The 23,780-nt window shown below is 49.9% G+C and carries 16 protein-coding genes, 2 tRNA genes and 1 pseudogene; 15 read left to right on the top strand and 4 right to left on the bottom strand.

Features of this window, described 5'->3' with window-relative positions:
* The 3 genes and pseudogenes from QWY20_RS04545 to QWY20_RS04535 form a co-directional block, all read left to right on the top strand.
* Positions 1–641: pseudogene (locus tag QWY20_RS04545) on the top strand (hypothetical protein); the annotation flags it as partial.
* Positions 638–1,285: an OmpA family protein gene (locus QWY20_RS04540; protein WP_330127845.1), complete on the top strand. Its 648-nt coding sequence runs from the start codon at positions 638–640 to the stop codon at positions 1,283–1,285. The pseudogene QWY20_RS04545 and the gene QWY20_RS04540, both read left to right, overlap by 4 nt.
* A 2-nt stretch (positions 1,286–1,287) precedes the next feature.
* Positions 1,288–3,348 carry an EH signature domain-containing protein gene (locus QWY20_RS04535; protein ID WP_330127844.1) on the top strand — a complete coding sequence of 687 codons (2,061 nt, stop codon included), beginning with the start codon at positions 1,288–1,290 and terminating at the stop codon, positions 3,346–3,348.
* A gap of 495 nt (positions 3,349–3,843) precedes the next feature.
* Here the strand turns inward: QWY20_RS04535 and QWY20_RS04530 are convergent.
* Both QWY20_RS04530 and QWY20_RS04525 read right to left on the bottom strand, forming a co-directional pair.
* Positions 3,844–3,920 (bottom strand) — tRNA-Met (locus tag QWY20_RS04530).
* An 85-nt stretch (positions 3,921–4,005) separates the two neighbouring features.
* Positions 4,006–4,082: transfer RNA gene (locus QWY20_RS04525), tRNA-Met, on the bottom strand.
* Between the two features lie 201 nt (positions 4,083–4,283).
* Between QWY20_RS04525 and rlmKL the strand changes: the two genes are divergently transcribed.
* The 9 genes from rlmKL (at position 4,284) to QWY20_RS04480 (ending at position 15,513) form a co-directional block, all read left to right on the top strand.
* A complete protein-coding gene (rlmKL, locus tag QWY20_RS04520) occupies positions 4,284–6,398 on the top strand; it encodes a bifunctional 23S rRNA (guanine(2069)-N(7))-methyltransferase RlmK/23S rRNA (guanine(2445)-N(2))-methyltransferase RlmL (protein WP_330127843.1) in 2,115 nt (704 codons plus the stop codon).
* Positions 6,395–6,646, top strand: a complete 252-nt coding sequence (locus QWY20_RS04515; protein ID WP_330127842.1) for a glutaredoxin family protein — start codon at positions 6,395–6,397, stop codon at positions 6,644–6,646. The genes rlmKL and QWY20_RS04515 overlap by 4 nt, the downstream gene beginning before the upstream one ends.
* Before the next feature lie 2 nt (positions 6,647–6,648).
* Positions 6,649–8,547, top strand: coding sequence for an ATP-binding cassette ATPase Uup (gene uup / locus QWY20_RS04510; RefSeq protein WP_330127841.1), 1,899 nt, complete (start codon positions 6,649–6,651; stop codon positions 8,545–8,547).
* A gap of 28 nt (positions 8,548–8,575) precedes the next feature.
* Positions 8,576–10,402: a DUF3466 family protein gene (locus tag QWY20_RS04505; RefSeq protein ID WP_330127840.1), complete on the top strand. Its 1,827-nt coding sequence runs from the start codon at positions 8,576–8,578 to the stop codon at positions 10,400–10,402.
* 54 nt (positions 10,403–10,456) lie between these two features.
* The gene (locus QWY20_RS04500; RefSeq protein ID WP_330127839.1) at positions 10,457–10,933 is read left to right on the top strand and encodes a TlpA disulfide reductase family protein; all 477 of its coding nucleotides are present in this window, start codon (positions 10,457–10,459) and stop codon (positions 10,931–10,933) included.
* Positions 10,934–11,035: 102 nt separating this feature from the next.
* Positions 11,036–12,163, top strand: a complete 1,128-nt coding sequence (locus QWY20_RS04495; RefSeq protein ID WP_330127838.1) for a M14 family metallopeptidase — start codon at positions 11,036–11,038, stop codon at positions 12,161–12,163.
* Between the two features lie 51 nt (positions 12,164–12,214).
* Entirely contained in the window at positions 12,215–12,547 is a 333-nt protein-coding gene (locus QWY20_RS04490; protein WP_330127837.1) for a zinc-ribbon domain-containing protein, read from the top strand.
* The gene (locus QWY20_RS04485; RefSeq protein WP_330127836.1) at positions 12,537–12,818 is read left to right on the top strand and encodes a YeaC family protein; all 282 of its coding nucleotides are present in this window, start codon (positions 12,537–12,539) and stop codon (positions 12,816–12,818) included. The genes QWY20_RS04490 and QWY20_RS04485 overlap by 11 nt, the downstream gene beginning before the upstream one ends.
* Positions 12,805–15,513, top strand: coding sequence for a DUF349 domain-containing protein (locus QWY20_RS04480; RefSeq protein ID WP_330127835.1), 2,709 nt, complete (start codon positions 12,805–12,807; stop codon positions 15,511–15,513). Before QWY20_RS04485 ends, QWY20_RS04480 begins: the two co-directional genes overlap by 14 nt.
* 36 nt (positions 15,514–15,549) lie before the next feature.
* Here the strand turns inward: QWY20_RS04480 and ansA are convergent, their stop codons facing one another.
* Positions 15,550–16,569: an asparaginase gene (gene ansA, locus QWY20_RS04475; protein WP_330127834.1), complete on the bottom strand. Its 1,020-nt coding sequence runs from the start codon at positions 16,567–16,569 to the stop codon at positions 15,550–15,552.
* 61 nt (positions 16,570–16,630) lie between these two features.
* Positions 16,631–18,511: a signal peptide peptidase SppA gene (sppA, locus tag QWY20_RS04470; protein WP_330127833.1), complete on the bottom strand. Its 1,881-nt coding sequence runs from the start codon at positions 18,509–18,511 to the stop codon at positions 16,631–16,633.
* A 147-nt stretch (positions 18,512–18,658) separates the two neighbouring features.
* Here sppA and QWY20_RS04465 point away from each other — a divergent pair, with 147 nt between their 5' ends.
* The 3 genes from QWY20_RS04465 to QWY20_RS04455 all read left to right on the top strand — a co-directional run bounded on the left by QWY20_RS04465 (position 18,659) and on the right by QWY20_RS04455 (position 23,704).
* Entirely contained in the window at positions 18,659–20,695 is a 2,037-nt protein-coding gene (locus QWY20_RS04465; RefSeq protein WP_330127832.1) for an NADPH-dependent 2,4-dienoyl-CoA reductase, read from the top strand.
* 338 nt (positions 20,696–21,033) lie between these two features.
* On the top strand, positions 21,034–22,266 hold the full coding sequence (gene glgC / locus QWY20_RS04460) for a glucose-1-phosphate adenylyltransferase (protein ID WP_330127831.1): 1,233 nt from the start codon (positions 21,034–21,036) through the stop codon (positions 22,264–22,266).
* A 31-nt stretch (positions 22,267–22,297) separates the two neighbouring features.
* Positions 22,298–23,704: a glycogen synthase gene (locus QWY20_RS04455; RefSeq protein WP_330127830.1), complete on the top strand. Its 1,407-nt coding sequence runs from the start codon at positions 22,298–22,300 to the stop codon at positions 23,702–23,704.
* The last annotated feature ends 76 nt before the right edge of the window (positions 23,705–23,780 follow it).

Genomic DNA, 23,780 nt, shown 5'->3' with positions numbered 1-23,780 from the left:
ATGCTGCTAGATTAATGGATTCTTCTAAAGATAGCCTACAGCTAACTCTAGGCAACATTGAGCAGTCTTTGTTGCAAACTAAGAATGTCGTTGAAGAGGAGCTACAGCTATTCCGCACAAATTATCAAAGCAGTTTGACTGAATTCTTTAATGAACAAAACAACTTATTAGAGCAGACCCTTGGCTCTCAGCGAGATGGACTTGCTAAAGTGGTTGATGACTGTCATGCCATCTTTATAGAAGAGTATGAGCGTCGTAAAGAACTAAGTACTGAGTTAGGAGCTAATCTCTCTGATATGCAGCATGCCGTAGATTTGGTGAGTAATCTTGTTCAGTCTGTAAGGATGTTGGATGCGGCATATGTCAATACCATTGAGCAGGCCGCATCTTCAATTGGCAGGCAATTAAGTGGGGTAGAAAAGCAATACCAGGCGAGTCAGCAAGTTTTAACTCAATTTATGGAGCAAGTACCAGATGCGTTGAACAGCTATTTCGACAGGGCAAATGAAGGGCATATTAAGTTCTTTACTGGTATGGATGAAGCTGCAACTAGAATCCATCAGCGTTTACTCCAGTCCGCGGAGTATCTAGTTTCCGCTCAAATCACAAAGCAACAGTTCGAAATGGATGAAGTTTCATGAATGCACACTCGAGTGTAAATAATCCAGCTGTCGAGCATGAGAGCAATGAATGGCTATCGGTTAGTGACTTAATGGCCGGTTTGCTTATGGTTTTTGCTTTGCTTGTTGTTGCAACCTTGTTCCAACTGAAACAAGCACAGGAAGAAAACCAGAATAAGCGCATCGTGATCATTCAAGCATTGCAGCAGCAATTTAATGAACGAGGGATTAACGCGGAAGTCAATCCGGAAACTGGTGATATAACACTATTGGATAGCGTACTCTTTGATGTCAATAGGGCTGATATTACTCCTGCAGGTGTTGCTTTCCTGGAACGTTTTGTACCCGTTTATGGTGAGACATTGTTTTCGGACTCAGCCATTAGCGACGAAATTACTCGAATAATTATCGAGGGTCACACAAGCTCTGATGGTTCGACTGAACACAATATGTCACTTAGCTTAAGGCGTGCAAACAGTGTCTTCGACTTTATTAATAGGCTTGATTTTGAGCAGCGTGATGCACTTGTGAACAAAATCCAGGTGGCTGGGCGGGGGTATCTAGATGCAAATCATGAGATTTCCTTAGCTGGCGATCGAAAAGTCATCTTCAGAATGCAGTTTAAATCTGATGAAGCATTCATGATGTTTTTAGAAGGTCGTTAGTCATGCTGCTAAATCTTAACTTTCCGGATATTCCATTACCTAGTGGAATACAAAGTCTCTCCAGAAATATAGATTCTGCGCTTGATGATTTACTGTTTAAAGATGTTCGCTTGCCAGAACTTCCACCTAGGGATATTTCAGTAATCCTAAATCTTGCTGAATCCGGGTTGGATGCTCAAGTCTCCGTGCTTGAGTGGATTGCTTTACTTGATGGTAAAGAGCGCTGGGACAGTGTGAATCACAATCAGGAGTATTCATCAAACATATTGATATGGAAGACTGCCTGTAAAAACCATGGATTGCGTTATTTACTTTATTGGCGACTTGCACTGTATCTCGATGGCCATGAAATCTCGTTTTCAAAAGGGCTTGTTAAGCAGTTTGCAAATTTTCAAAAGTATCTAGCTAAGGTTGATAAGCAGCGTACATTGCTTTTGACGGGGATTTATAGTGGTGATACGTCTGAACTATGCCAAAGAGCACTTATCTTTAGGATGTTACCAGCCCAAGTTCTTTCAAAATGTGGGTTACCTGGGCAGATTAAGCATTCAAAAGACGCTTTAAAGGGGCTGGCTCGGTATTGGGTTAAAAATAATAAGATGTTTGGTTATGATGAATTATTCACAATCATTGCAAAATTAAATGACGAAGAAAAAGACACTTTTTTTTCATCTGCTTTAGTTGATATACCTTTTGCAAAACTCGAGCAGCAGGAAACTCTTTTAAAACTAATTCTCGGTATTTATTCACCATATGTAATAAATTCTCGTTTTAGCAAACTTAATAATGCGGCACAAGAAGTTATCAAAGATCTAATTGGTGCTATGTCATTTGCTGATTTTAGTAAGTTAATTGCCAAATTGACCGAGCCAGTAGTTGCTGGAAAACTCGGACTAGAAGAATGGGAAATTAGGCAGTTAAATTCACGGGTGGCATTTTGGTCGAATTATCAAAACCGACTTTTGGGCTTTTCTGTTTTTCTACCAACCTCGACTTATTCGCTGTTAAAGCAAATGAACTTCATTACCGATGACTTACTGTTTCATAAGCTAATTAATTCAAATTGTGAAGTATGTGTTTTGGAGTTTGAAAATCACTTTATTTTGGAGTTTCTACGTGGAAGCATTTCTGGTGTACGAGTAATTGACAAGCTTAGTAAGCAAGCGCAGCTTTTAAAGAATGTAAGTAGCGTATCCAGTCAGCAACAGCTTGAGGCCATACCTTTTCTGGCAGAACATGATCATTTTATTTATTGGCAAAACGCTTGCGAGAAGCTTCTTAGAACAAAATTTAATTTAACGCCTAATAAAAACCTAAGAAAGTTTCTTGTTACCCGAAAAGATAAAAATGGTCATACTTTTTATCAGGAATATTCAAGTTTAAATGGTCTTCCTAGCCTAACTGCAGCTCAGGTTTTAGAAAGGGAAGAAGTGCTGATGGCTCGCAAAAGAAGATCATTAGAATCTACCAATGGGAAATTAAACTCAACCCCACCTAGCCTTGAACTTGCAAAAAGTATAATTCAATTTTTTAGTGAAAAATCTACCTCAGGTGGATGGTTCGGTTACAGCAAAAAACATGGGTGGATAATTGAGGTTGGTGGCTCATCGAGTGGTTTGGTATTCAAGTGCTTGTCAAATAATAAAGTTATATCTGCAAGCTATAATGATTTGGAAGGGGCTGAATACATGAAGGTAGTAGACTATCTTAATACCTTCCAAGATGCTTCTTCTTTGAATGAAGCTTGTATGAGCCTTGCATCAATAGCTGAGAATATTCCCATAAGCTCTGTCAGAAGCGCATTATCAAATATAATTAGTAAAGCTAAAATATTTCGTAACACACAGAGCAAAATGGTAGAAATAAATAAAAAGCATGCTTTTTCTGAAGATGACCTTATTGCTCTAGCATCTGCTCAGGGAGGGGCTCACTTAGATAATCGGCATAAGGGAGGCGTTTTAAAAATTGCCTTGCAAAAACCAAACAGTGAGTTAGAAAAACTGTTACTTATATCAGGCTTCAAGGAAATAATTGATAAACCGCTTGTTTTTTGGAAAAAATAAAAACCGGGTAAGTGCAACTATAAAAACATCAAAAAAGTTGAGAGCAAAACCCGAGCATTTACTTGAGGTCAGTTCAACAGCAGCCTAATTTCACTACCGCTGATTCAGTTATAAATCTTGCGAGTAAATCGGTACTATAAAATTTTAGTTTTGTCACAGCGGTGACGAGTTTAAAAAAATCCATCAAATGTTCCCCTGAACATATAATTAACTGATTTATAGGTGGGTGATCTTCTGCGGTAATCGTTTTTAAGAGCGATATTAACATCAATTAGAATCACTTTATGTCACAGATTGTTGTGACACGCTTTTGTGCAGAGGCGAATGACCTAAAGGTCAATTTTTACAGTTTATAGGTACAAAGGATCCGGAAAAGTTTTGCTGTGGCAATCGAGGTTGTCACAGATCCGTCACAGTGTAGGTGTTATGGGAACGAAAGTTTTTCCCAATAAAGGGAATGTAATGTAAATCAGTGGGTTAAATCGATGTGTAAAGTGGTTGCGGGAGCCGGATTTGAACCGACGACCTTCGGGTTATGAGCCCGACGAGCTACCAGGCTGCTCCATCCCGCGTCCGTGAATTATCCCTGAGCAGTAGAGATAATTGGTTGATTTGCAAGACGTTAATTGATGACCTTTGGAATAGCTTGGTCACAATTGGTTGCGGGAGCCGGATTTGAACCGACGACCTTCGGGTTATGAGCCCGACGAGCTACCAGGCTGCTCCATCCCGCGTCCGTCATTGCGGGGCGAATGATAGGGGGTTTTTGTTAAGGACGCAAGCACCATTTCAATCGATGGCAATCGTTTGCTGCTTTATTCGGCACCTGCTGCTAAAAGCCACTGCTAAGGTAACAAAGATTCACCCCTTCAGGCGCGTCTTCGGGTTTCGCTTCTGATATACTACTCATCGATTTTTTTCATGGCAGTCAAAGCATGCTGGAATTTTGGGCATTAACCTCCAAAGGTGTGGAGGAATTACTGGCGGATGAGATCCGTCAGCATCAGGGCGAAGTGGTTAAGATGACCATGGGGGTAGTGCGGTTTAAGGCCGATCTAAAAACGGCGTATCAGCTGTGCTTGTGGTCGCGACTGGCTACCCGTATTCTGCGGCACTTGCATACTGAAATGGTCGATAACAGCACTGATGTGTATCAGGTCGCCAGCCAGCTAAAGTGGACTGAACTGATGTCGGTGCAGCAATCCATTGCCATTGACTGTGTAGGCAAGCACCCAACCATCGATAACACCCAGTTTGGTGCCTTGCGCGTAAAAGATGCCATTGTCGATCAGTTTCGCCGTGAAACCAATGAACGACCCAATGTGGATCGGCAACAGCCGGATGTCCGTTTTCAGGTGCGTATCAGCAATAAAGCCTTTCATTTCTTGCAGGACTTCTCCGGACCATCGCTGCATCAGCGCGGTTACCGTTTTGGCCAGGGTGAAGCGCCACTGAAAGAACATTTGGCTGCTGCCCTGGTGCTGCGCTCCGGCTGGAAGCATGATCAGGTGCTGTTCGATCCCTTCTGTGGCAGTGGTACCTTATTGATTGAAGCTGCGCTTATCGCTACCAACAGGGCACCGGGCTTGCAGCGGCAGCACTTTGCTTTTGAAGGCTGGCCCGGCCACAGGCCGGCACTGTGGCAAAGCCTGCGTAAAGAGGCGTTGGCCGCTAAAACAGAACTGGCCACTGGCCTGCTGTATGGGCTGGATAAAGATCCGCAGGTGCTGCAAAAAGCCCTGCGCAATGCCAGCAATGCTGGTGTGGCTGAATTGATTACTTTTATGGAAGGCGATGCCACGGCACTGGATGTTGCCGTTTCCAAAGAGCCAGGGGTGATTGTCACCAATCCGCCTTATGGCGAGCGGCTAGGGGACTTACCGGCGCTGATCCCACTCTATACCCGTTTTTCAGTGGCGTTAAAGCAGCATTATGTAGGCTGGCGCCTGGCGATTATCACCTCGAATCAGGATTTACTGCGGGCCCTGAAGCTGGCACGCAGCAAAAGCTACCAATTTAGTAATGGCCCACTCGATTGCGAGTTCAGCCTGTTTGAACTGACTGAAAAGCAGGTGCAAAGCCGCAATGCCGAAGCGCCGGCGTTGTTTTTTACTGAAAGCAGCTCCTTTGGCAACCGGCTTATTAAAAACCGCAAACAGCTGAAAAAATGGGCGGAGCGGGAAAACATCCGTTGCTACCGGCTGTACGATGCCGATATTCCGGAATACAACGTGGCGGTCGACTGGTACGACGGTGAAGTGGTGGTGCATGAATACGCACCGCCAGCTTCAGTGAATGAAGATGTGGCGCAAAAGCGTTTGTTCGATGTGGTGAATCAGGTGCCACAGGTGCTTGGCATTAAGCCGGAGCAAATGGTGCTGAAAGTGCGGGAGCGGCAAAAAGGCACCAAACAGTATCAAGCCTTGCAACAGCAAGGCCAGTACAAAGAGGTACAGGAATACGGTGCCAAACTCTGGGTGAATCTGCGCGATTATCTGGATACGGGCTTGTTTTTGGACCACCGCATTACCCGCCAGCGCATTCAGCAGATGGCCCAAGGCAAGTCGGTATTGAATTTATTTGCCTACACCGGCACGGCCTCGGTGCACGCAGCCATTGGCGGCGCCAGCTCAGTCACTACCGTGGATATGTCCAATACCTATCTGGACTGGGCCAAGCGTAACTTTTTACTGAATGGCTTGCACGGTCATCAGTACCAGTTTGAGCAAGCCGATTGTTTGCAGTGGCTTACCCGTTGCCAGCAGCAGTACGATCTGATTTTTGTCGATCCTCCAACTTTCTCAAACTCCAAGCGGATGCAGGACAGCTGGGATGTGCAGCGCGATCACGTCAAACTGCTGGAGCTGGTCAAATACCGGCTGAAAGAAGGCGGTGTAGTGATTTTCTCCAACAACAAGCGCCGCTTTAAATTGGATTATCAGGCGCTTGAAGCCGATGGTTGGCAGGTGAAAGATATTTCGGCGGCAACCTTGCCGGAAGACTTTAAGCGCAATCCGCACATTCATGTCTGTTTTGAGCTGAGCCGATGACTGTACGGTTTGAACTCTACAGCACCTGGGGCTGTCATCTGTGTGAGCAAGCCGAGCAGATGCTAGTGGATGCAGGTTTAGCTGGCCAGTATCAGGTGCTGGATATCGTGGACCATGAGCAGTTATTTGAGCAATACCGGGTCTTGATCCCGGTCGTGGCTTGCCGCCACAGCAAGGCCACACTGGGCTGGCCCTTTGACCAGGCGCAACTGATGGCCTGGCTGCAACAACAGGTACAGGAACAATAACGGTGGAAGTATTACGTTTTCAGCAGGCCTGTCTGGCCTTTGGTACCCATCCGGTACTGGATAAGGTGGATTTTAGTTTATTCAGTGGCGAACGGGTTTGTCTGGTCGGGCGCAATGGCGCCGGTAAATCGACCTTTCTAAAAGTGCTGACCGGTCAGCAAAGCCTGGATGATGGTCAGGTGGTGCTGCCAACCGGTGTGGTATTAAGCCGTCTGGAGCAAGACCCTCCCGCGAAAATGGACACCCGCATCGCCGACTTTATTCGCGAAGGTGCCGGCGATCTGGCCGATAAACTGCAACAGTTTTATCAGCTATCGGAAGCGCTCGATGCCGAAAATCCCCAGCAAATGCGTTTGTTCGAGCAGTTGCAAGCCGAGCTCGATAGCCGCGATGGCTGGTCGTTGGAAGCACGCGTAACCGCACTCTGCCAGCAGTTTGCCATGGAGCCTGAAGCAAACCTGGCCTCGCTTTCCGGCGGCTGGCTGCGTAAAGCTGCCCTGGCAAGGGCTTTGGTAGCCAAGCCGGATATTCTGCTGCTGGATGAACCCACTAACCATCTGGATATCGCGGCGATTCAATGGCTGGAAGGTTTTTTAAAAGAGTTTAAAGGCGCCATTATTTTTATCTCGCACGACCGGGCCTTTATCCGCGCTTTAGCTACCCGTATTATCGATTTGGATCGCGGTCAGCTCACTTCACACCCTGGCGATTACCAGCAGTATCTGGATCGCAAGCAAAAAATCCTGGAAGACGAGCAACAGCACAATGCGCTGTTCGATAAAAAGCTGGCTGAAGAAGAAGTCTGGATCCGCCAGGGCATCAAAGCACGGCGCACCCGCAACGAAGGCCGGGTACGGGCACTGAAAGCTTTGCGTAAAGAGCGCGCCGCCCGGGTAGAAAGTTTAGGCAAGGTCGAGTTTGCCATCGAGCAGGCCGAGCGCTCCGGCAAATTGGTGTTTGAAGCCAAACAGCTGTGTCATAGCTTTGGTGGTGAGCCACTGCTGAATAAGTTGGACTTGCTGGTGATGCGCGGTGACCGGCTGGCGTTGATAGGACCTAATGGGGTTGGCAAGTCAACCTTGATTAAACTCTTGCTGGGTGAGTTGGAGCCGGAGCAGGGCAGCATCAAGCGGGGCTCAAATCTGGAAGTCGCCTATTTCGACCAGCATCGTCAGGCGCTGGATCTGGATGCCACGGTGCAGGACAATGTCGCTGATGGCCGTCAGGAAGTGATGCAAAATGGCCAGAGTCGCCATGTGCTGAGCTACCTGCAGGACTTTTTGTTCCCACCAGCCCGGAGCCGCACGCCGGTGAGGGCATTATCTGGTGGCGAGAAAAACCGCCTGCTGTTGGCACGCTTGTTTGCCAAACCCAGCAATCTGCTGATCCTGGATGAGCCAACCAATGATCTGGATGTTGAAACGCTGGAGCTGCTGGAAGACATTCTGCAGCAGTATCAGGGCACGGTGATTCTGGTCAGTCACGACCGGGAGTTTGTCAATAACACCGTCACCAGTAGTTTGTTGTTTGCCGGTCGTGGTACCATCGTGGATATTACCGGTGGTTACGATGATGTGGTACGCTGGCAGGCACAACAAGCCGGCACTGCCGCAAAGCCAGCAAAAGCAGCGCCTGCGCCAGAAGCTGCAGTGAAAAAAGCAGACAAGCTGGCGGTTAGCACCGAGCGGAAGTTGTCCTTTAAAGAAAAGCGCGAGCTGGAACAATTGCCCGCTTTAATTGAAACACTGGAAACACAACTGGCCGAGCTGCAGCAACAAGTGAACGCACCGGATTTTTTTACCAGCCCGATTGAACAAACACAAGCTGTGTTGAACCAACTTGCTGAACTTGAGTCGAAGCTGGCGCATGCTTACGAGCGCTGGGAAATTTTAGAAGCATAATAAACAGACGTATTATAGGGGTTTTTGCATGAAATTATCACCCATCAACCTGGCCTTGCTGCCTTTACTGACCGCCTTTAGTACTTCAGCTGCGGTGTATCAGGTGGTTGACTTAGGCGAGGTTGTCGATGCGCGTGCTACCTACGCGACATCGGTGAATGACCAGGGCGTGGCGGTTCTGAATGGCCGTCAGCTCTATGCCATCGATATTGATATCAGCAAAATTGACTTTGACAACGAAGTGGTCGCTGCTCAGTTTAGTGAAGAGCAGTTGGCGCAGTTAAAAAGCGGCGAACTGACGGCCGAGACCCATGCTATTTTGTATTCTTTCTTGCTGAACTGGCCCACTCAGTACAACAACCTCAACACCACTTTGGAGAATCGATTCAACAATCTGGTGGATCGTTATGCCTTGCAGCCGGTGACGACCACGGCAGCTTTTATTGAGCAGGGCCAAGGGGTTGAGCTGTTGCAGTTTCGCGGCACTGCAGCCCAAATTGGTAATGATGAGTTGGTAACGGGGCAAAATAACCAGAATATTCAGGTGGGGTATGCAACGCCTCCTTTTGAGTACATTGATTTTGTTCGCACCACGGATCCTGAGTCGGTAGATGATGGTGATGAGATCCCTGAAGCTACCGAGCATCAGATTTGGCGTCCAGCCGGTGCTCAGCGTTTGGGAGTAGTGCGTGTTGGGAATGAGCGTTTAATACTGACCCCGGTGTATGCTGAGTTGGGTGGTGGCCTGAGTACTGCCCAGGCCATCAGCGATGAAGGTCTGATTATTGGCAGTGGCAGCGTCAGCGCCCGTGAAAACTTTGTCACCCTGGTGGAAGAAAACTGTACCGGCTTTTCAGCACCCATCGAAAACTGCTTGCATTATCTGCATAGTATCAGCAGTGGCTATGTCAACAGAGCCATGGTGTGGCAATTAAACAGTGATTTAACCATTTCAGAGCCGCAGGTTTTGGGCTTTTTAGGGGATAAAGGCAGTAATGAAGCCCACCCTGAAACCGAATTGCCAGATATTCAGTACAGCAGCCGGGCTAATGGCCTTAACAATCAAGGGGTTATTGTTGGGGTGTCCACTTATTCCGACTCCAGCGATGTGATTCGCACAGAGCGGATCGACCCCTGGACAGGATTTCGGTTTACCGATGAAAACATGTACTCAAGCGATCGGGCCTCGATTTTTATCGATGGTCAGGTGCTGCCGATTTTTGCATCGGATGATCGGGAATGGCTGCAAAGTGTGGCGACGGCGGTGAACAACAACAACATCGTGGTTGGTTATGCCACCAAGTTTGTTTCGGGGCAAGCTCGTAACCGGATGTTTACCTACGATATAAACAGCAGCAGCATCGAATTTCCTGAAGACTTCTTTATTAGTGCCAATACCGTGCCTCAGGCCATTAATGATCAAGGCGTTATTGTTGGCAGAACCGAGGCTGTGATCGCGTCGGCCAAGCGGCAACGTGCTTTTATGTACAACATGGCGGATGGTAGTTTTGTCGATCTGAATACCTACCTGGCATGTGACAGCGGCTATACCCTGGTAGAAGCCAGCAGCATCAATAACAGCAATGAAATTCTGGCCACCGCCGTCACCGAAGTACCCCTGCGCAACTCTTTCGGAGAGGTTATTGTGGATGAAGATGGCAACCCACGATCTGAGTTCCAGGCTCGGGCGGTTAAGTTAACCCCTATTGCCAATGGCACCCCGAGTGCTTGTGGCGTAGAAAATGAGTTAACCTATAAACGCAATAGTGCCTCAGGTTCGCTCTGGTCTGCTTTTGCCCTGTCTTTGTTGGTATTGTGGCGTCGTAGCCGTAGCCGCAGTCAGAAGCTTTCCTAACCTAAACTGGCTAGTACCAGCTTGTTGTTACAAGCTGGTACTACGGTGATTGCCATGCTTCGTTCTTTATTGTTGCATCTGATTGCTGTGGTATTGGTAGTGCAAGTCGTGTCCTGGTTTCGGGAGCGCGCTTTGCTGGCAGCTGATACTCAGGCCCCAATGTTTTACCATCGAACTTTAGAGCATGACTGGCTGAGCAGGGATGATCTGCTGGGCAAACCCACCGTATTGTACTTTTTTTCCCCCTGGTGCAGCATCTGTAAATACAGCATGCCCAACCTGGAAGCTCTGCAACGCGACGGTTGGAATATTGTTGCGGTAGCGCTGAGCTATCAGAGCCCGGACGAAGTGCAGGATTTTGTTGCCGATTTGAACCTGAGCATGCCGGTATTGCTTGGCAATGAGCAGATGCTGCAGGATTATCAAATCCGAGGTTTTCCAACCTATTATGTACTGGATGCACAAGGACGGGTGCAACGCAAATCCCTCGGCTGGAGCAGCCGGCTTGGACTTGAACTTCGGGTGCGTTGAGATTTTTTCTACCGTCACTTTGTGATACCCTTAGCCAGATAACCATAAGCATCATAGCAAAATGCAAGTTGTACCTTTAGCCTTACAACCACGGAAACCTGTATGAAAATTACCGCTCAATTTGACAGTGGCAATATTGATGTGATCAGTGCCACCGATCCTGCCGATATTCGATTGGCCATCCGCAAAGACAATCAATCCGATTTTTACCAGTGGTTTCATTTTCGCCTGCATACACCCCATATTGAAGCCCATACCATCAAAATCACCAATGTCACTGGTTCAGCCTACCCGGATGGCTGGAAGAACTATCAGGCGGTAGCCTCTTATGATCGGCAAACCTGGTTTCGGGTCGACACTGAGTTCACTGGTCAGGAACTGGTGATTACCCATTACCCGGAAGCTGAGTCGGTTTACTTTGCCTATTTTGCGCCATACAGCTACGAGCAACACCTGGATTTATTGCAACAGGCACAGCTGCATGAGCGTTGTCAGCTGGTAGAGTTGGGTGAAACCCTGGATGGCCGTGATATGAGCCTGTTGGTGATTGGCGAGCCGGATGAGAGCAAACGTAACATTTGGATCACGGCCCGGCAGCACCCGGGTGAGACCATGGCCGAATGGTTTGTCGAGGGCTTGCTAGACCGTTTACTGGATGATGACGATGCGGTTGCCCGCAGTCTGCTGGATAAAGCCGTGTTTTATGTGGTACCGAACATGAACCCGGATGGTGGTGTCCGGGGTCATCTTCGCACCAATGCGATTGGTGTGAACCTGAACCGGGAGTGGCAGTCGCCTTCGATGGAGCAAAGCCCGGAAGTCTATCTGGTGCGGCAAAAAATGCTGGAAGTGGGTGTCGATATGTACCTGGATGTGCACGGCGATGAAAACATCCCGTACAACTTCCTGGCTGGCAGTGAAGGCGTTCCTTGCTTTGATGCGCGTATGCAGTCGCTGGAGCAAAACTTTCGCCAGTATCTGTTAATGGCTTCGCCGGAGTTCCAGAATGAACACGGTTACGAAGTAGATGCGCCCGGCAAAGCCAATATGACGGTTGCCTCCAACTGGGTCGCCCAGCAGTTTAGCTGCATGTCTTTTACCCTGGAAATGCCATTCAAAGACAATGACAAGCTGCCGGATGAATTGTATGGCTGGAGCGATGTTCGCTCGATGAAGTTTGGTTCGGACAGCCTGACCGCAATTCTGGCGATTGTCGACCAATTACGCTAATTGAATCAGAGCCAGCTGTTAAAGCAGCTGGCTGCTACCGAAGGGGAGTTCATGGCCATTATCAGTTGCCCAGCCTGCGGGCACAAAGTATCCGATAAGGCACCTGAGTGTCCGAAGTGTGGTGCTGCGATTGCAGGGCTCGACAAAGACAAGCTGGCTGCCATGGAGCGTGATCGCCGTTTAAACCTTAGTCAATCCTTGATGACGCAATCGATGATTGCGATGGTGTTGTTTCTGGCCGGTTTCTTTTTTTACTGGCAATTGCCTCCCTTTGGTTGGCAATACTATGCGGCTATAGCAGCCATTGGTGTTGGTTTTATCTGGTATCTGGTCAACCGGGTACGGATTTTGATGTTAAAGCGAAAATCCAAACATGGACTTTGACTCTTTAGTAGGCGCCATGGCGCCAGAGACCTATGAGAAACTAGCCGAAGCAGTCGCTACTGGCCGTTGGGCTGATGGCAGCTTGTTATCGGATGAACAACGTGCCCACAGTATGCAATTGGTGCTGGCGTACCAGGCCAAGGTGCTGAAAAGCAATGAGCCCTTTACCATAGGTGCCGATGGCCAGATGGTGCAAAAAAGCAAAGCCGAGATGAAAGCATCCTGGCAACAACAAACACCCATTGCACGGTTTAATCATGATGATCTTTAAGCGCCTGCTTCGGCCCAAGTGGCAGCACCCGGAAATTGACAAGCGTATTGCTGCCATTGATGAACTGAATGAACAACAGGCAGATTACAAGCATATTCTGCATGAACTGGCATTTAACGATGGCAATGCCAGAGTCCGTCAGGCGGCGCTGGAAAAACTAAACGATTTTTCGCTGTGGTGGCAAGCCAGCAAAAAAGAAGCATCTGATCGTCTTCGCTTAGACGCTGAAAACCGGGTGGTGCAGATGGTGATTGCCAACCAGATCCCGCCTCGGTTAAAACAGCAGTTTATTGAGCAATGCCAACGCAGCAGTGTGCTGGAACAAATTTTACGTCAAGAGCAAGACAGCAGTATTAAGCTCAGTCTGTTGCAGCGTCTGGATAAACAAGAACTGTACCTGGAAGCGCTGCAGGATAGCCAGCTTGCGCTTTCAGACCGGTTGCAATTAGTGCCATTCATTCAGGATGACAAAGAGCTGGAGCGGGTACAAAAAGCATTGCCCTCAGAGCTGGCCGAGCAGGTCAGGCAATTGCTGGCCGAGCGTCAGCAACAGCGGGAACTGCCAGCCAAACTGCGTAAGCAGGCCAGTCTGATCCTGTCCAAAATCAATGCGCTTAAAGATCGCAACCCAGCCGACAGCGAACAACGCTTTTTGCGTTATCAGCAGGAATGGAATGAACTTGCCGATGCACTGCACCAACTGAATGATGGTGCGGAGCTACACAACAGATTTCAACAGTTGTCGGCCTCGGTGGCACAATTCTTTGCTCACCACTGGCAGCAGGCACGGCAGCAGCAAGCGGAGCAAGAAAAGCAGCAACAACAGCAAGTGCAATTGATTGGCCTGCGCAAGGCCATTACGGCACTGGAAATTGATTTGCAGCAGAGCCTGATGCAGACCAATTTGCAGCAAGCCGAGCAGCTCAACAGTCAGTTTCAAGCGCTGCAGCTGCAGTTGCAACAAGCCGATGTCACGGCGGCTGATCAGGCTCTGCTGCAGCATGAATTGTCGAAGCTGGAGCAACAGCTGGTCGATTTACCCCGGGTGGCGTTACGTTATGGCCAGGCGGAGCAGTTGTTGCAGCAGTGGCAGGCCCAAGCTTTACCTTTGCATAGCTCTGAGCTCATGGATGCTAAAGCGCTTATGCAACAATGGCAGCAAAGCTGGCAGCAATTATCGGCGGATTTGTCGCTGGCATTACCGGCAGAACTCAAGCAATCCTACAGGGCCTTGCAGCAGCGCTGGCAAGGTGCGGTCAAAGAGCTGGAGCGTCAGTCACAGCAGCCTTTTCGCCACTGCCGTAGTAAGTTGCATGAGTTTAAGCGCTTGCATCAGGCCGGAAAGTTTAACCAACTCTTTGGTTTGTTTAAGGGCATTGAGCTCAGTTATCAGCAGTTACTGCCAGAGCAACAACAGCAACTGGATGCCTTGTATCAACAGGCGAAACAACAGCTGGATGTGCTCAGTGAGCTGCAGGCATTTATTGCCAGGCCACGAAAGGAAGCCTTGCTGGCGCAGATGCAGCAACTGGCCGGGCAGCCTATGCACAGTGCCAGTGAGCGCTCTGCTTTGGTGAAAAAAGCGCGGGCGGATTGGCTTTCGCTGGGTAAAACAGTCGATGCAGCAGAGCAAGACTGGCAACAACAGTTTGATGCGGCCTGTGAACAGGCATTTGCTCCTTGCCGCGAGTTTTTTGCCAAACAGCAGGCAGAGCGTGAGCAACATGCCACTGACAAGCAAAACTTACTTTCCAGCTGCAGCGCACTGCTGGCTGAGCCGGCTGCTGACCTGTCGGCTGCATTGCAGCAGTTGCAGCAAGGTTGGCGAGCTATCGGCCCGGTCCCCAAAGAGCGCCATGAACAACTTCAGGCTGACTATCAGCAATTGTGCCAACAGATGCGCCAGCAGATAAAACAACAGCAAGCCACCTTTGCCGGACAAAAGCAACAACTGATTGAGCAAGTGAAGGCCGCGGCTGCGCTGAGCGATAGTCACCAGGCGGCGGCTATCTTAAAACAATGCCAGCAAGCCTGGAAACAGATCCCGTATGCCGGTAAAGCGCAGGATGCCGCGTTATGGCAAGAGTTTCGTAGCTTATGCGATGCGTTTTTTGCCAGGCGCAAACAGGACTACCAACAAGCGCAGCACGATCGTGATCAGCAGCAAGCAGCCTTGCAGCAACAATTATCGGCTTGCGATCAAGCCTTGCAGCAAAGCAATCAGTTGCAACAGCTGAACTCATTGCGAGACCAGCTGCAGGCGTTGGATCTTAGCGGCTTTGCATCACTGCAACGCTCCAGACAGCAGATGCTGGATCAGCTGGAGCAAAAGCAGTACAAGCAACAGGCCAGTGAACAACAGCAAAGCTATCAGCAATTATTTACCGCATTAAAAACTGCCGCTGAACCAGCTCAGCTCCCAGCACTGTGGCGGGACGCTTTCACACAGCAGCCCGATGCCATGAGCCGCAGCGAGCTGACCATGGTGTTGGAGTTAATGCTGGCAGGGCAGGTACAGGATCCGGCCGCTAAGCCTGAGCAGATCTCGGCTCTGAAGCTTCGACTGCTGGCAGAGAAGCACAATCAGGCCAGCAGCTTTGGCAAAGATGCGCTGTTGCTACGCTGGTTAAGTCATGGCCCGGTTCAAAGCGATGAAGTTGCTTTGTTGGAACGCATTGAAGCCTTATTTGCATAAGCAAGCTGCTTACTCTGAGCTTAGCGAGGCCTAAGCTCAGTTTTTGCTGAGCTCGCCACGAAGGTTACGCTGCATCTCTGCACGGATCTGCTGGGCGCTGAGTGGCTGACTAAGCAGGTAGTGTAACTTCGTCAGGGTGGCTTCCAGTGTCATGTCGTAGCCGCTGATCACGCCGCGCTCCTGGAGGGCATGGCCGGTGGCGTAACCCTCCATATTCACCCGGCCACGAAAACACTGGGTGCAGTTCACAATAATGCTGCCGCGCTCGGTGGCCTGCTGTAAGGTATCCAGTAGCTCAGGCTGTTGCGGAGCATTACCAACCCCATAGGATTTAATGATCAGCGCTTTCACCGGCGCTGAAGCCATATTGGCAATGACTTCCACACCAATTCCCGGATAAAGAGTAACCACACTGATAGGCTGAGGCACAACATCGGCTACCTGCAAAGGTTGACCATGTCGCTCTGTGGAGCTGAGTGCGCCGGCTTGCAGACGGATCTGGATCCCCGCTTCCAGCAAGGGTGGGTAGTTCGGTGAAGCAAACGCATTAAAGCCATCGGCATCGGCTTTGGTGGCCCGGTTGCCACGAAACAGCTGATTGTTAAAAAACAGCGATACTTCGTGGATAGGGTATTCCGCTGCCAGATAGAGCGCATTCAGCAAGTTGACCTGACCATCGCTGCGCAGTTGTGCTAATGGGATTTGCGAGCCGGTAACAATGACCGGTTTTGCCAGGTTTTCCAGCAAAAAAGACAAAGCCGATGCGGTATAAGCCATGGTATCGGTGCCATGCAGTACCACAAAGCCATCATAATCCTGATAATTGCGCTGAATATCTTTGGCGATTTGCAGCCAGTGCGCCGGTGTCATGTTGGAGGAGTCGATCAGTTCTGCGTATTCATGAATACTAAACTCAGGCATCTCGGCACGAAAAAACTCCGGCATGCCTTGCACCGTTTGGGTTAAAAAACCGGGTGCTGGTACAAAGCCTTGCGCTGATTTTTGCATCCCAATGGTGCCGCCGGTGTAAGCGACGTAAATTCGTTTTTTATTCATGGTTGGCCTTAAAAAAATGCCCGGCACAGGCCGGGCATTGTAGCGAACAAACGGTTTGGTGTCAGTCGATTTGACACAGCAGGCAGAAAGCATAAAGCCCCTGCGGATCATTGAAGTTGCTTAAGGTAACAAAATCATGCCGCAGCTGTTGGGTTAAGCGGCCAAGCGCCTGACGCTCCGGGCTGATGGCAGACTGAGGCAGCCAGCCCTGATTGGCTGCACCGCCAAAGAGATCAATCACCATTTGCTCAAACGGAGATAACTCATGACCAATCACTTTGACGTCGTAATGGCTTAAACCAGCCCGCTCTGCAGCTGCCGCGATGGCATCTTCAAAACTACCCAGCTTATCGACCAGGCCATAGTCTAAGGCACGTTGGCCGGTAAATACCCGGCCCTGGGCTACTTTATCAACGGCTTCAATGCTCATGCCACGGTGCTTGCCCACCATGCTGAGGAATTCTTTGTAACCACGCTCAACCAGCAGTTGGAAAATATCTTTTTCGCGTGGTTGCAAGCCTTTATAGAATGGCAAGCCAGAGCTAAAGCCAGAAAGCTCAGTGGTACCCACCCCATCAACATTCACACCCAATGCACTGAAGCTGTCTTCCAGGCTATGGAACAAACCAAAGATACCAATGGAGCCGGTGATGGTGGTGGGGGATGCCCAAATTTCTGTGGCAGGCGCCGCAATCCAGTAACCACCGGAAGCAGCAACTGCACCCATCGAGGCAATGACCGGCTTGCCAGCATCACGCAGAGCCTGCACTTCACGGCCAATGATTTCAGAGGCAAAGGCACTGCCGCCACCGCTATCAATACGCAGCACCACTGCTTTGACTTTATCGTCATTCCGGGCCCGGCGCAGCATGGCTGCCGTGCTGTCACCGCCGATGGTTCCGGCCTTAGCACTGCCATCAATGATCATGCCGCGGGCTACGATCACGGCAACCTTGTCTGTCAATGGGTTATCGATCTGGCGGTTTGGCACCACCATGTCGCGGTAATCATCAAAGGTCACATGATTGTAGGTTTGGTTGTCGTTTTGACCTACCAGCTCAATCATTTTTTGGCGGAATTCTTGCTGGGTGGTCAGTTGATCAACCAGGCCAAGTGCCAACGCGACCTGAGCCAGATCACCATCATGCTGCTGTAGCAGTTGGTATAATCCGTCACGGGTTTCTATGAAGCTATCCGCCGTTAAACCACGACGTTCTGCCACCATGCTTTTGTAGCTGTCCCACAAATCATTGAGCCAGAACAGGCTGTCTTGTTTGGCCTCTTCCGACATATCGTCACGGATAAAAGGCTCAACGGCGGACTTATAAGTGCCCACCCGAAATACATGAGTGTTTACTTTTAACTTTTCCAGCGCGCTTTTGTAAAACATCGGGAAGCTACCATAGCCTTCCAGCAGCACTGCGCCCATAGGGTCCAGGTGCACTTCGTTGGCAAGGCTGGCCAGGAAATACTGATTCTGACCGAAGTAAGCACCTCGGGCGTAGATGTGCTTGCCAGCAGCTTTGAAACTTTCCAGCTCTTCGGCGATGGCTTGCAGCTTATCCAAAGAAGCACGGCCAAGACCGGACAGATCCAGCACCAGGGCTTGAATTCGATCATCTTTGCTAGCCTGCTGGATCACGCGCAGTACATCAGAAACCAAAATTTCGTTCGGATCGGACTGGCCGCCAATACTTTCATTGATGATGGTAGCGAAGGGATCAACAAAGCGCTTTTCTTCTACCAGATCGCCATTTAAATTCAGCACCAGTGCCGAGGTAGGGGGCACCTGCACTTTATCCTTACCACTGAACATACTGATCAGCACGACCAATACAATCAGAATAAACAGGGTGTTTAAAATAATGGAACGAAATACTTTATAACCACGCCAGATGCCTCCAAAGAAGCGGCGTACTATTCCGGGGTTGGCTGCAGACATACAAATTCCTAAACAACATGAAAGAAAGAGCTTGGTGATACTATGCTAGCGAATTTAACGATGAAAGATAACTGCAATTTGTAAGCAAATGTACATATTGCGTATCCGGGGTAAAACAGCTACCCTCTAACGGACAAGTTAACAGGTATGACCAGAGAGGGCGATGTGGCTTACCAACATTTAATGCAGCCTTTGGATTTGGGCTTTACTCAACTGCGCAACCGCGTCGTGATGGGCTCAATGCACACCGGCTTAGAAGAAGAAAAAAACGGTTTTAGTAAATTGGCAGCCTTTTATGCCGAACGGGCAAAAGGTGGTGTCGGCTTAATTATTACCGGTGGTATCAGCCCGAACTTTCGCGGCAATTTAGTACCTTTTGGCAGTCAGCTCAGTTTTGGCTGGCAGGTGAAGAAGCACACTCAGGTGACAGAGGCGGTGCATGCCGAGGGGGCGAAAATCTGTTTGCAATTGCTGCACGCCGGCCGTTATGGTTACCATCCGTTTAATGTAGCCCCGAGCAAAATCAAATCCCCGATCACGCCGTTTACCCCGAGCGAGATGTCGAAGCGGCAAATTAACAACACCATCAAGGATTTTGCCAAAGCCGCGGAGCTTGCCAAAAAAGCCGGCTATGATGGGGTTGAAATCATGGGATCGGAAGGGTACCTGATCAATCAGTTTATTTGTCAGCGCACCAACCAGCGCAAAGACGACTGGGGCGGTGACTTTGCCAATCGCATTCGTTTCCCGCTGGAAACCATCAAGGCGGTACGTCAGCGCTGTGGTGACGATTTTATTATCGTGTATCGTTTATCGATGCTGGATCTGGTGGAGGATGGCAACAGCTACGAGGAAGTCGTGGAGCTGGCCAAGGCGGTAGCAGAAGCCGGGGTCACCATCATCAATACCGGTATCGGCTGGCACGAAGCGCGTATTCCCACCATCACCACCCGGGTGCCGCGCGCTGCTTTCAGCTGGATCACTGAGCGGGTCCGTAAGGAAATCACGATTCCGGTGATGGCCACGAATCGCATTAATACGCCGCAAGTGGCCGAAGACATCCTGGCGCATGGTCAGGCGGATATGGTTTGTATGGCGCGGCCTTTTTTAGCTGATGCTGATTTTGTCAATAAAGCAGCCGCCAACAAAGCCGACGAAATCAATACCTGCATTGCCTGCAATCAGGCGTGCCTTGATCACGTGTTTCAGAAAAAACGCGCCAGCTGTTTGGTGAACCCGCGTGCTTGTTACGAAACCGAGTTGAATTTTGAGCCGGCGGCAGAGCCGAAAAAGCTGGCCGTGGTCGGTGCCGGTCCGGCTGGCCTTGCCTTTAGTGTCTATGCTGCACAGCGCGGTCATCAGGTGACTTTGTTTGATAAATCGCACCAGATTGGCGGCCAGTTTAACTACGCCAAACAAATTCCGGGCAAAGAAGAGTTTTACGAAACGTTGCGTTATTTTGGCCGCATGCTGGAACTGCATCACATCGAGCTGCGCTTAAACAGTGAGCAAAGTGTGGAGTCCCTGCAGCAGGGCGGTTTCGATGAGGTGATCCTGGCGACAGGCATTGTGCCAAGACCGGTTGATATTGACGGCATTGATCATCCCATGGTGCTGAGCTATCTGGATGTGCTACGCGATCACAAAGCCGTTGGCAAAAACGTCGCCATCATTGGCGCCGGTGGCATTGGCTTTGATGTGGCTGAATACCTGACCGAAAACAACTCATTGACCTTGCAACCGGATGCCTGGCTCAAAGAGTGGGGCGTGGATAAAGCCTATCAGGCTCGGGGAGCTTTGCTGCCGGAACATCGGCCAGAGCCTGCTGCGCGTAAAATTTACCTGCTACAGCGTAAAACCAGCAAAGTCGGCGCTGGTCTTGGCAAAACGTCTGGTTGGGCGCACCGTGCTTCGCTTAAAAGCAAAGGCGTGGAAAGCATTGCTGGTGTGCAATACCGTAAAGTCGATGATCACGGCCTTTGGATTGAAATTGCCGGTGAAGAGCGCTGCCTGCAGGTAGATAATGTGATTATCTGTGCGGGGCAAATGCCACTGCGTGCTTTGCAAGCAGGACTGGAGGCAACCGGCGTCCCGGTGCACTTAATTGGTGGTGCGGATGTGGCGGCGGAACTGGATGCCAAACGTGCTATTCGTCAGGGGGCCGAACTGGCCGCCCGCATTTAAAGCCTTGCCGTCGTGCCTTGCTGTCTGTTGTGGCAGCAAGGCATACATCATGTTGTTTCTACTTTTGTTTCTTCCTTACCTTGTTGCCGGCCATAAGCTTTGCTAGCCTGAAGTAGTCTGGTAGTGCAACCACGCTCACTTTTGGTGCGTTTGTCAGTCGTGCGCTGCTGTATTTTGGTGCAGTTGTCATGCTGTTGACATACAGGCGGCCTACATTACCGCATACGTATGCAGTGCAGGCGTTTATTCGTTAGTGCAGTAGTGCATTGTGGCCTCAGCTTTGCAAAGCCTTAGTTTCTATCAATCGGTCTTTTCTTTTCAAGTCACAGGGAGTTGGTATGTCAGGTGTGTTAACCATGATTTTAGCCGGAGGTGAGGGAACGCGACTGGCGCCACTTACCGGAATTCGTGCCAAGCCAGCCGTTCCTTTTGGTGGCAACTACCGGATCATCGATTTTGTATTGAATAATTTCGTCAACTCGGATTTTCTGCAAATCTTCGTGATCACTCAGTTCAAATCGCATTCTTTGATGAAGCATCTGGGGCGGGCCTGGCGGGTCTCTGGTTTAACCAACCGCTTTATCGATCCAATTCCGGCTCAAATGCAAACCGGCAAGCACTGGTACCTCGGCACAGCCGATGCCATCTATCAGAATCTGCACTTGATCCATGGTCTGGATCCTGAAGAGGTGTGTATTTTTGGTGGCGATCATATTTACAAGATGGATGTACGGCAAATGCTGGACTTTCACCGCCAGAACAATGCCAGCATGACGGTAGCCGCGATACCAGTACCGGTGGCCGATGCGCATCATTTTGGCGTGATTGAAGTGGATGCCAACGGTAAAATGATCGGCTTTGAAGAAAAGCCAACGTCGAACCCGAAAACCATACCTGGCCGGCCGGATTATGTGCTGGCCTCGATGGGCAACTACATCTTTGAAAAGAACTGCCTGGTCGATAGCCTGGAAACCGATGCCAGCAATCCAGAGTCCAGTCACGATTTTGGCAAGGACATTATCCCCAGGCTTTATCCGGGAGGGGATGTGTATGTGTATGATTTTTCCAGCAATGTGATTCGGGGTGAGCAGGAGATATCCCGTGGCTACTGGCGGGATGTGGGTACACTCGACTCTTACTACGAAGCCAATATGGATTTGATTGCGGTGATCCCACCGTTTGACTTGTACAACCGCTACTGGCCACTACGCAGCTATACGCCGCCGATGCCACCGGCCAAGTTTGTGCACGATGAAGCCAACCGCACCGGACAAGCTATCAGCTCCATGGTATCGTCGGGTTGCATCATCAGTGGCTCCATCGTCTATCATTCCATTCTTGGTTACAATGTGCATGTGCACAGCCATGCCTACATTGAAAAGTGTGTGTTGATGGGCAACAACGACATTGGCCGTGGTTGTCGTATCCGCCGTGCCATCATTGATAAAGATGTGAAGATCGCGCCTAATACCGTGATTGGCGAAGACATGAGTCTGGATCGTCAGCGCTTTCATGTGTCGGAGGGAGGTGTCATCGTGATCCCCAAAGGAGCCCGGGTTGGCTTTGACTAAATTTGGCGTGAAAAAGAGAAAGGTTCGTTGAATGCGTATTTTGATGTTATGCAGTGAGTACGAAGGCCTCATTAAAACTGGCGGCCTGGCCGATGCTTGTCGAGGGCTGACCAAAGCCTTGGTCGAGGCCGGTCATCAGGTGCTGGTGCTGCTGCCGAAGTATGGCAGTTTGTATGAGCTAACAACGCATGATTGGCAATCGGTGTATCTGACGCTGGGTGATCGGTCCTTTGGCTGTGCGGTGCGTCATTTGGAAAAAGATGGTGTTGCTGTTGGTTTGATTGAGCATCATGAGTTCTTCCAACGGTTGCGACCTTACGATGATGGTGAGCATGGCTATGCCGATAATCCGCTGCGCTTTGCCTTTTTTTGCAAAGCTGCCCTGACCTGGTGCCGGGAGCAAGGGTTTTGCCCGGACATTATTCATGGTCATGATTGGCAAACGGCTTTAGCCGGTGTCTATTTACGGCAGGAACAGGCACAGGATGACTTTTTTGCCAACAGCCGCTTTGTGTTTACCATTCACAATGGCGCTTACCAGGAAGTGGTGGCTGCCAGCTGGGCCAGTCAGTTGGAGCTGTCAGTCAGTGCAGAGCCGGTCAATCTGTTGCAGCAGGGCATACGTTCGGCGGCAAAACTCAATACGGTGAGTAGGGGGTACCGGGATGAATTGCTCAGTGAGCCTGCCGCCAATGGTTTAGCGACACTCTATCAGCAGCGACAAACTGATTTTAGCGGCATTTTAAATGGCTGTGATTATGGCTTGTGGCATCCGGCTGAGGATCCGCATCTGGTGGCCAACTACGATTGGCCGGATCTCATCGGTAAGGCCGCCTGCAAAACCTGGTTGCGACAGCATCATCAATTGCCTGAGAAGCCCGTGCCGCTGTATGTGGCCGTTAGCCGCATTACTGGCCAAAAAGGGTTCGACTATCTGTTGCCGGCGCTTGAACAATGGCTGCCTACCACCGACTCGCAGGTGCTGATTATGGGCACCGGCGAGCGACATTTCACAGCAGCCTTGTTTGCTTTGGCAGCTCGCTTCAAAGGCCAGATGAGCTTTGTGATGGGCTTTGATGAGGCGATGGCGCATAAAATTGAAGCCGGTGGCGATTTCTTTTTGATGCCGTCCTTGTTTGAGCCTTGTGGTTTGAATCAGATTTACAGTTTGCGCTACGGTACCTTACCCATAGTGCGGGCCACTGGTGGCCTGAAAGATACGGTGGTGCCGTACCCGGAACCAGATTGTACTGGCCTGCATTTTGGGCCGGCAACTGCGGTTGCTCTGGTGCAGGCATTGCAGCAAGCCGATGCACTGTATCAGGACCAACCGGCCTATCTGGCGATGCAACAGCGAGGGATGGCACAGCTGTTCAGCTGGCAGCAGGCGCGTGAGCAGTATGAAGCCCTGTACCGGGCGGCTCTGGCAGAAAACTGAGCAGTCTGCGCGATTCCTCAGCGCTTGAATCGACTTCACTGCAAATTGCAGCAAAAGCCGTAGGCAGCCTGAAAAA

This window comes from Alkalimonas cellulosilytica (assembly GCF_036325985.1).
Classification (GTDB): domain Bacteria; phylum Pseudomonadota; class Gammaproteobacteria; order Enterobacterales; family Alteromonadaceae; genus Alkalimonas; species Alkalimonas cellulosilytica.
Note: the sequence above shows the minus strand (reverse complement) of the source record. Positions and strands in the feature narration are given on the sequence as shown.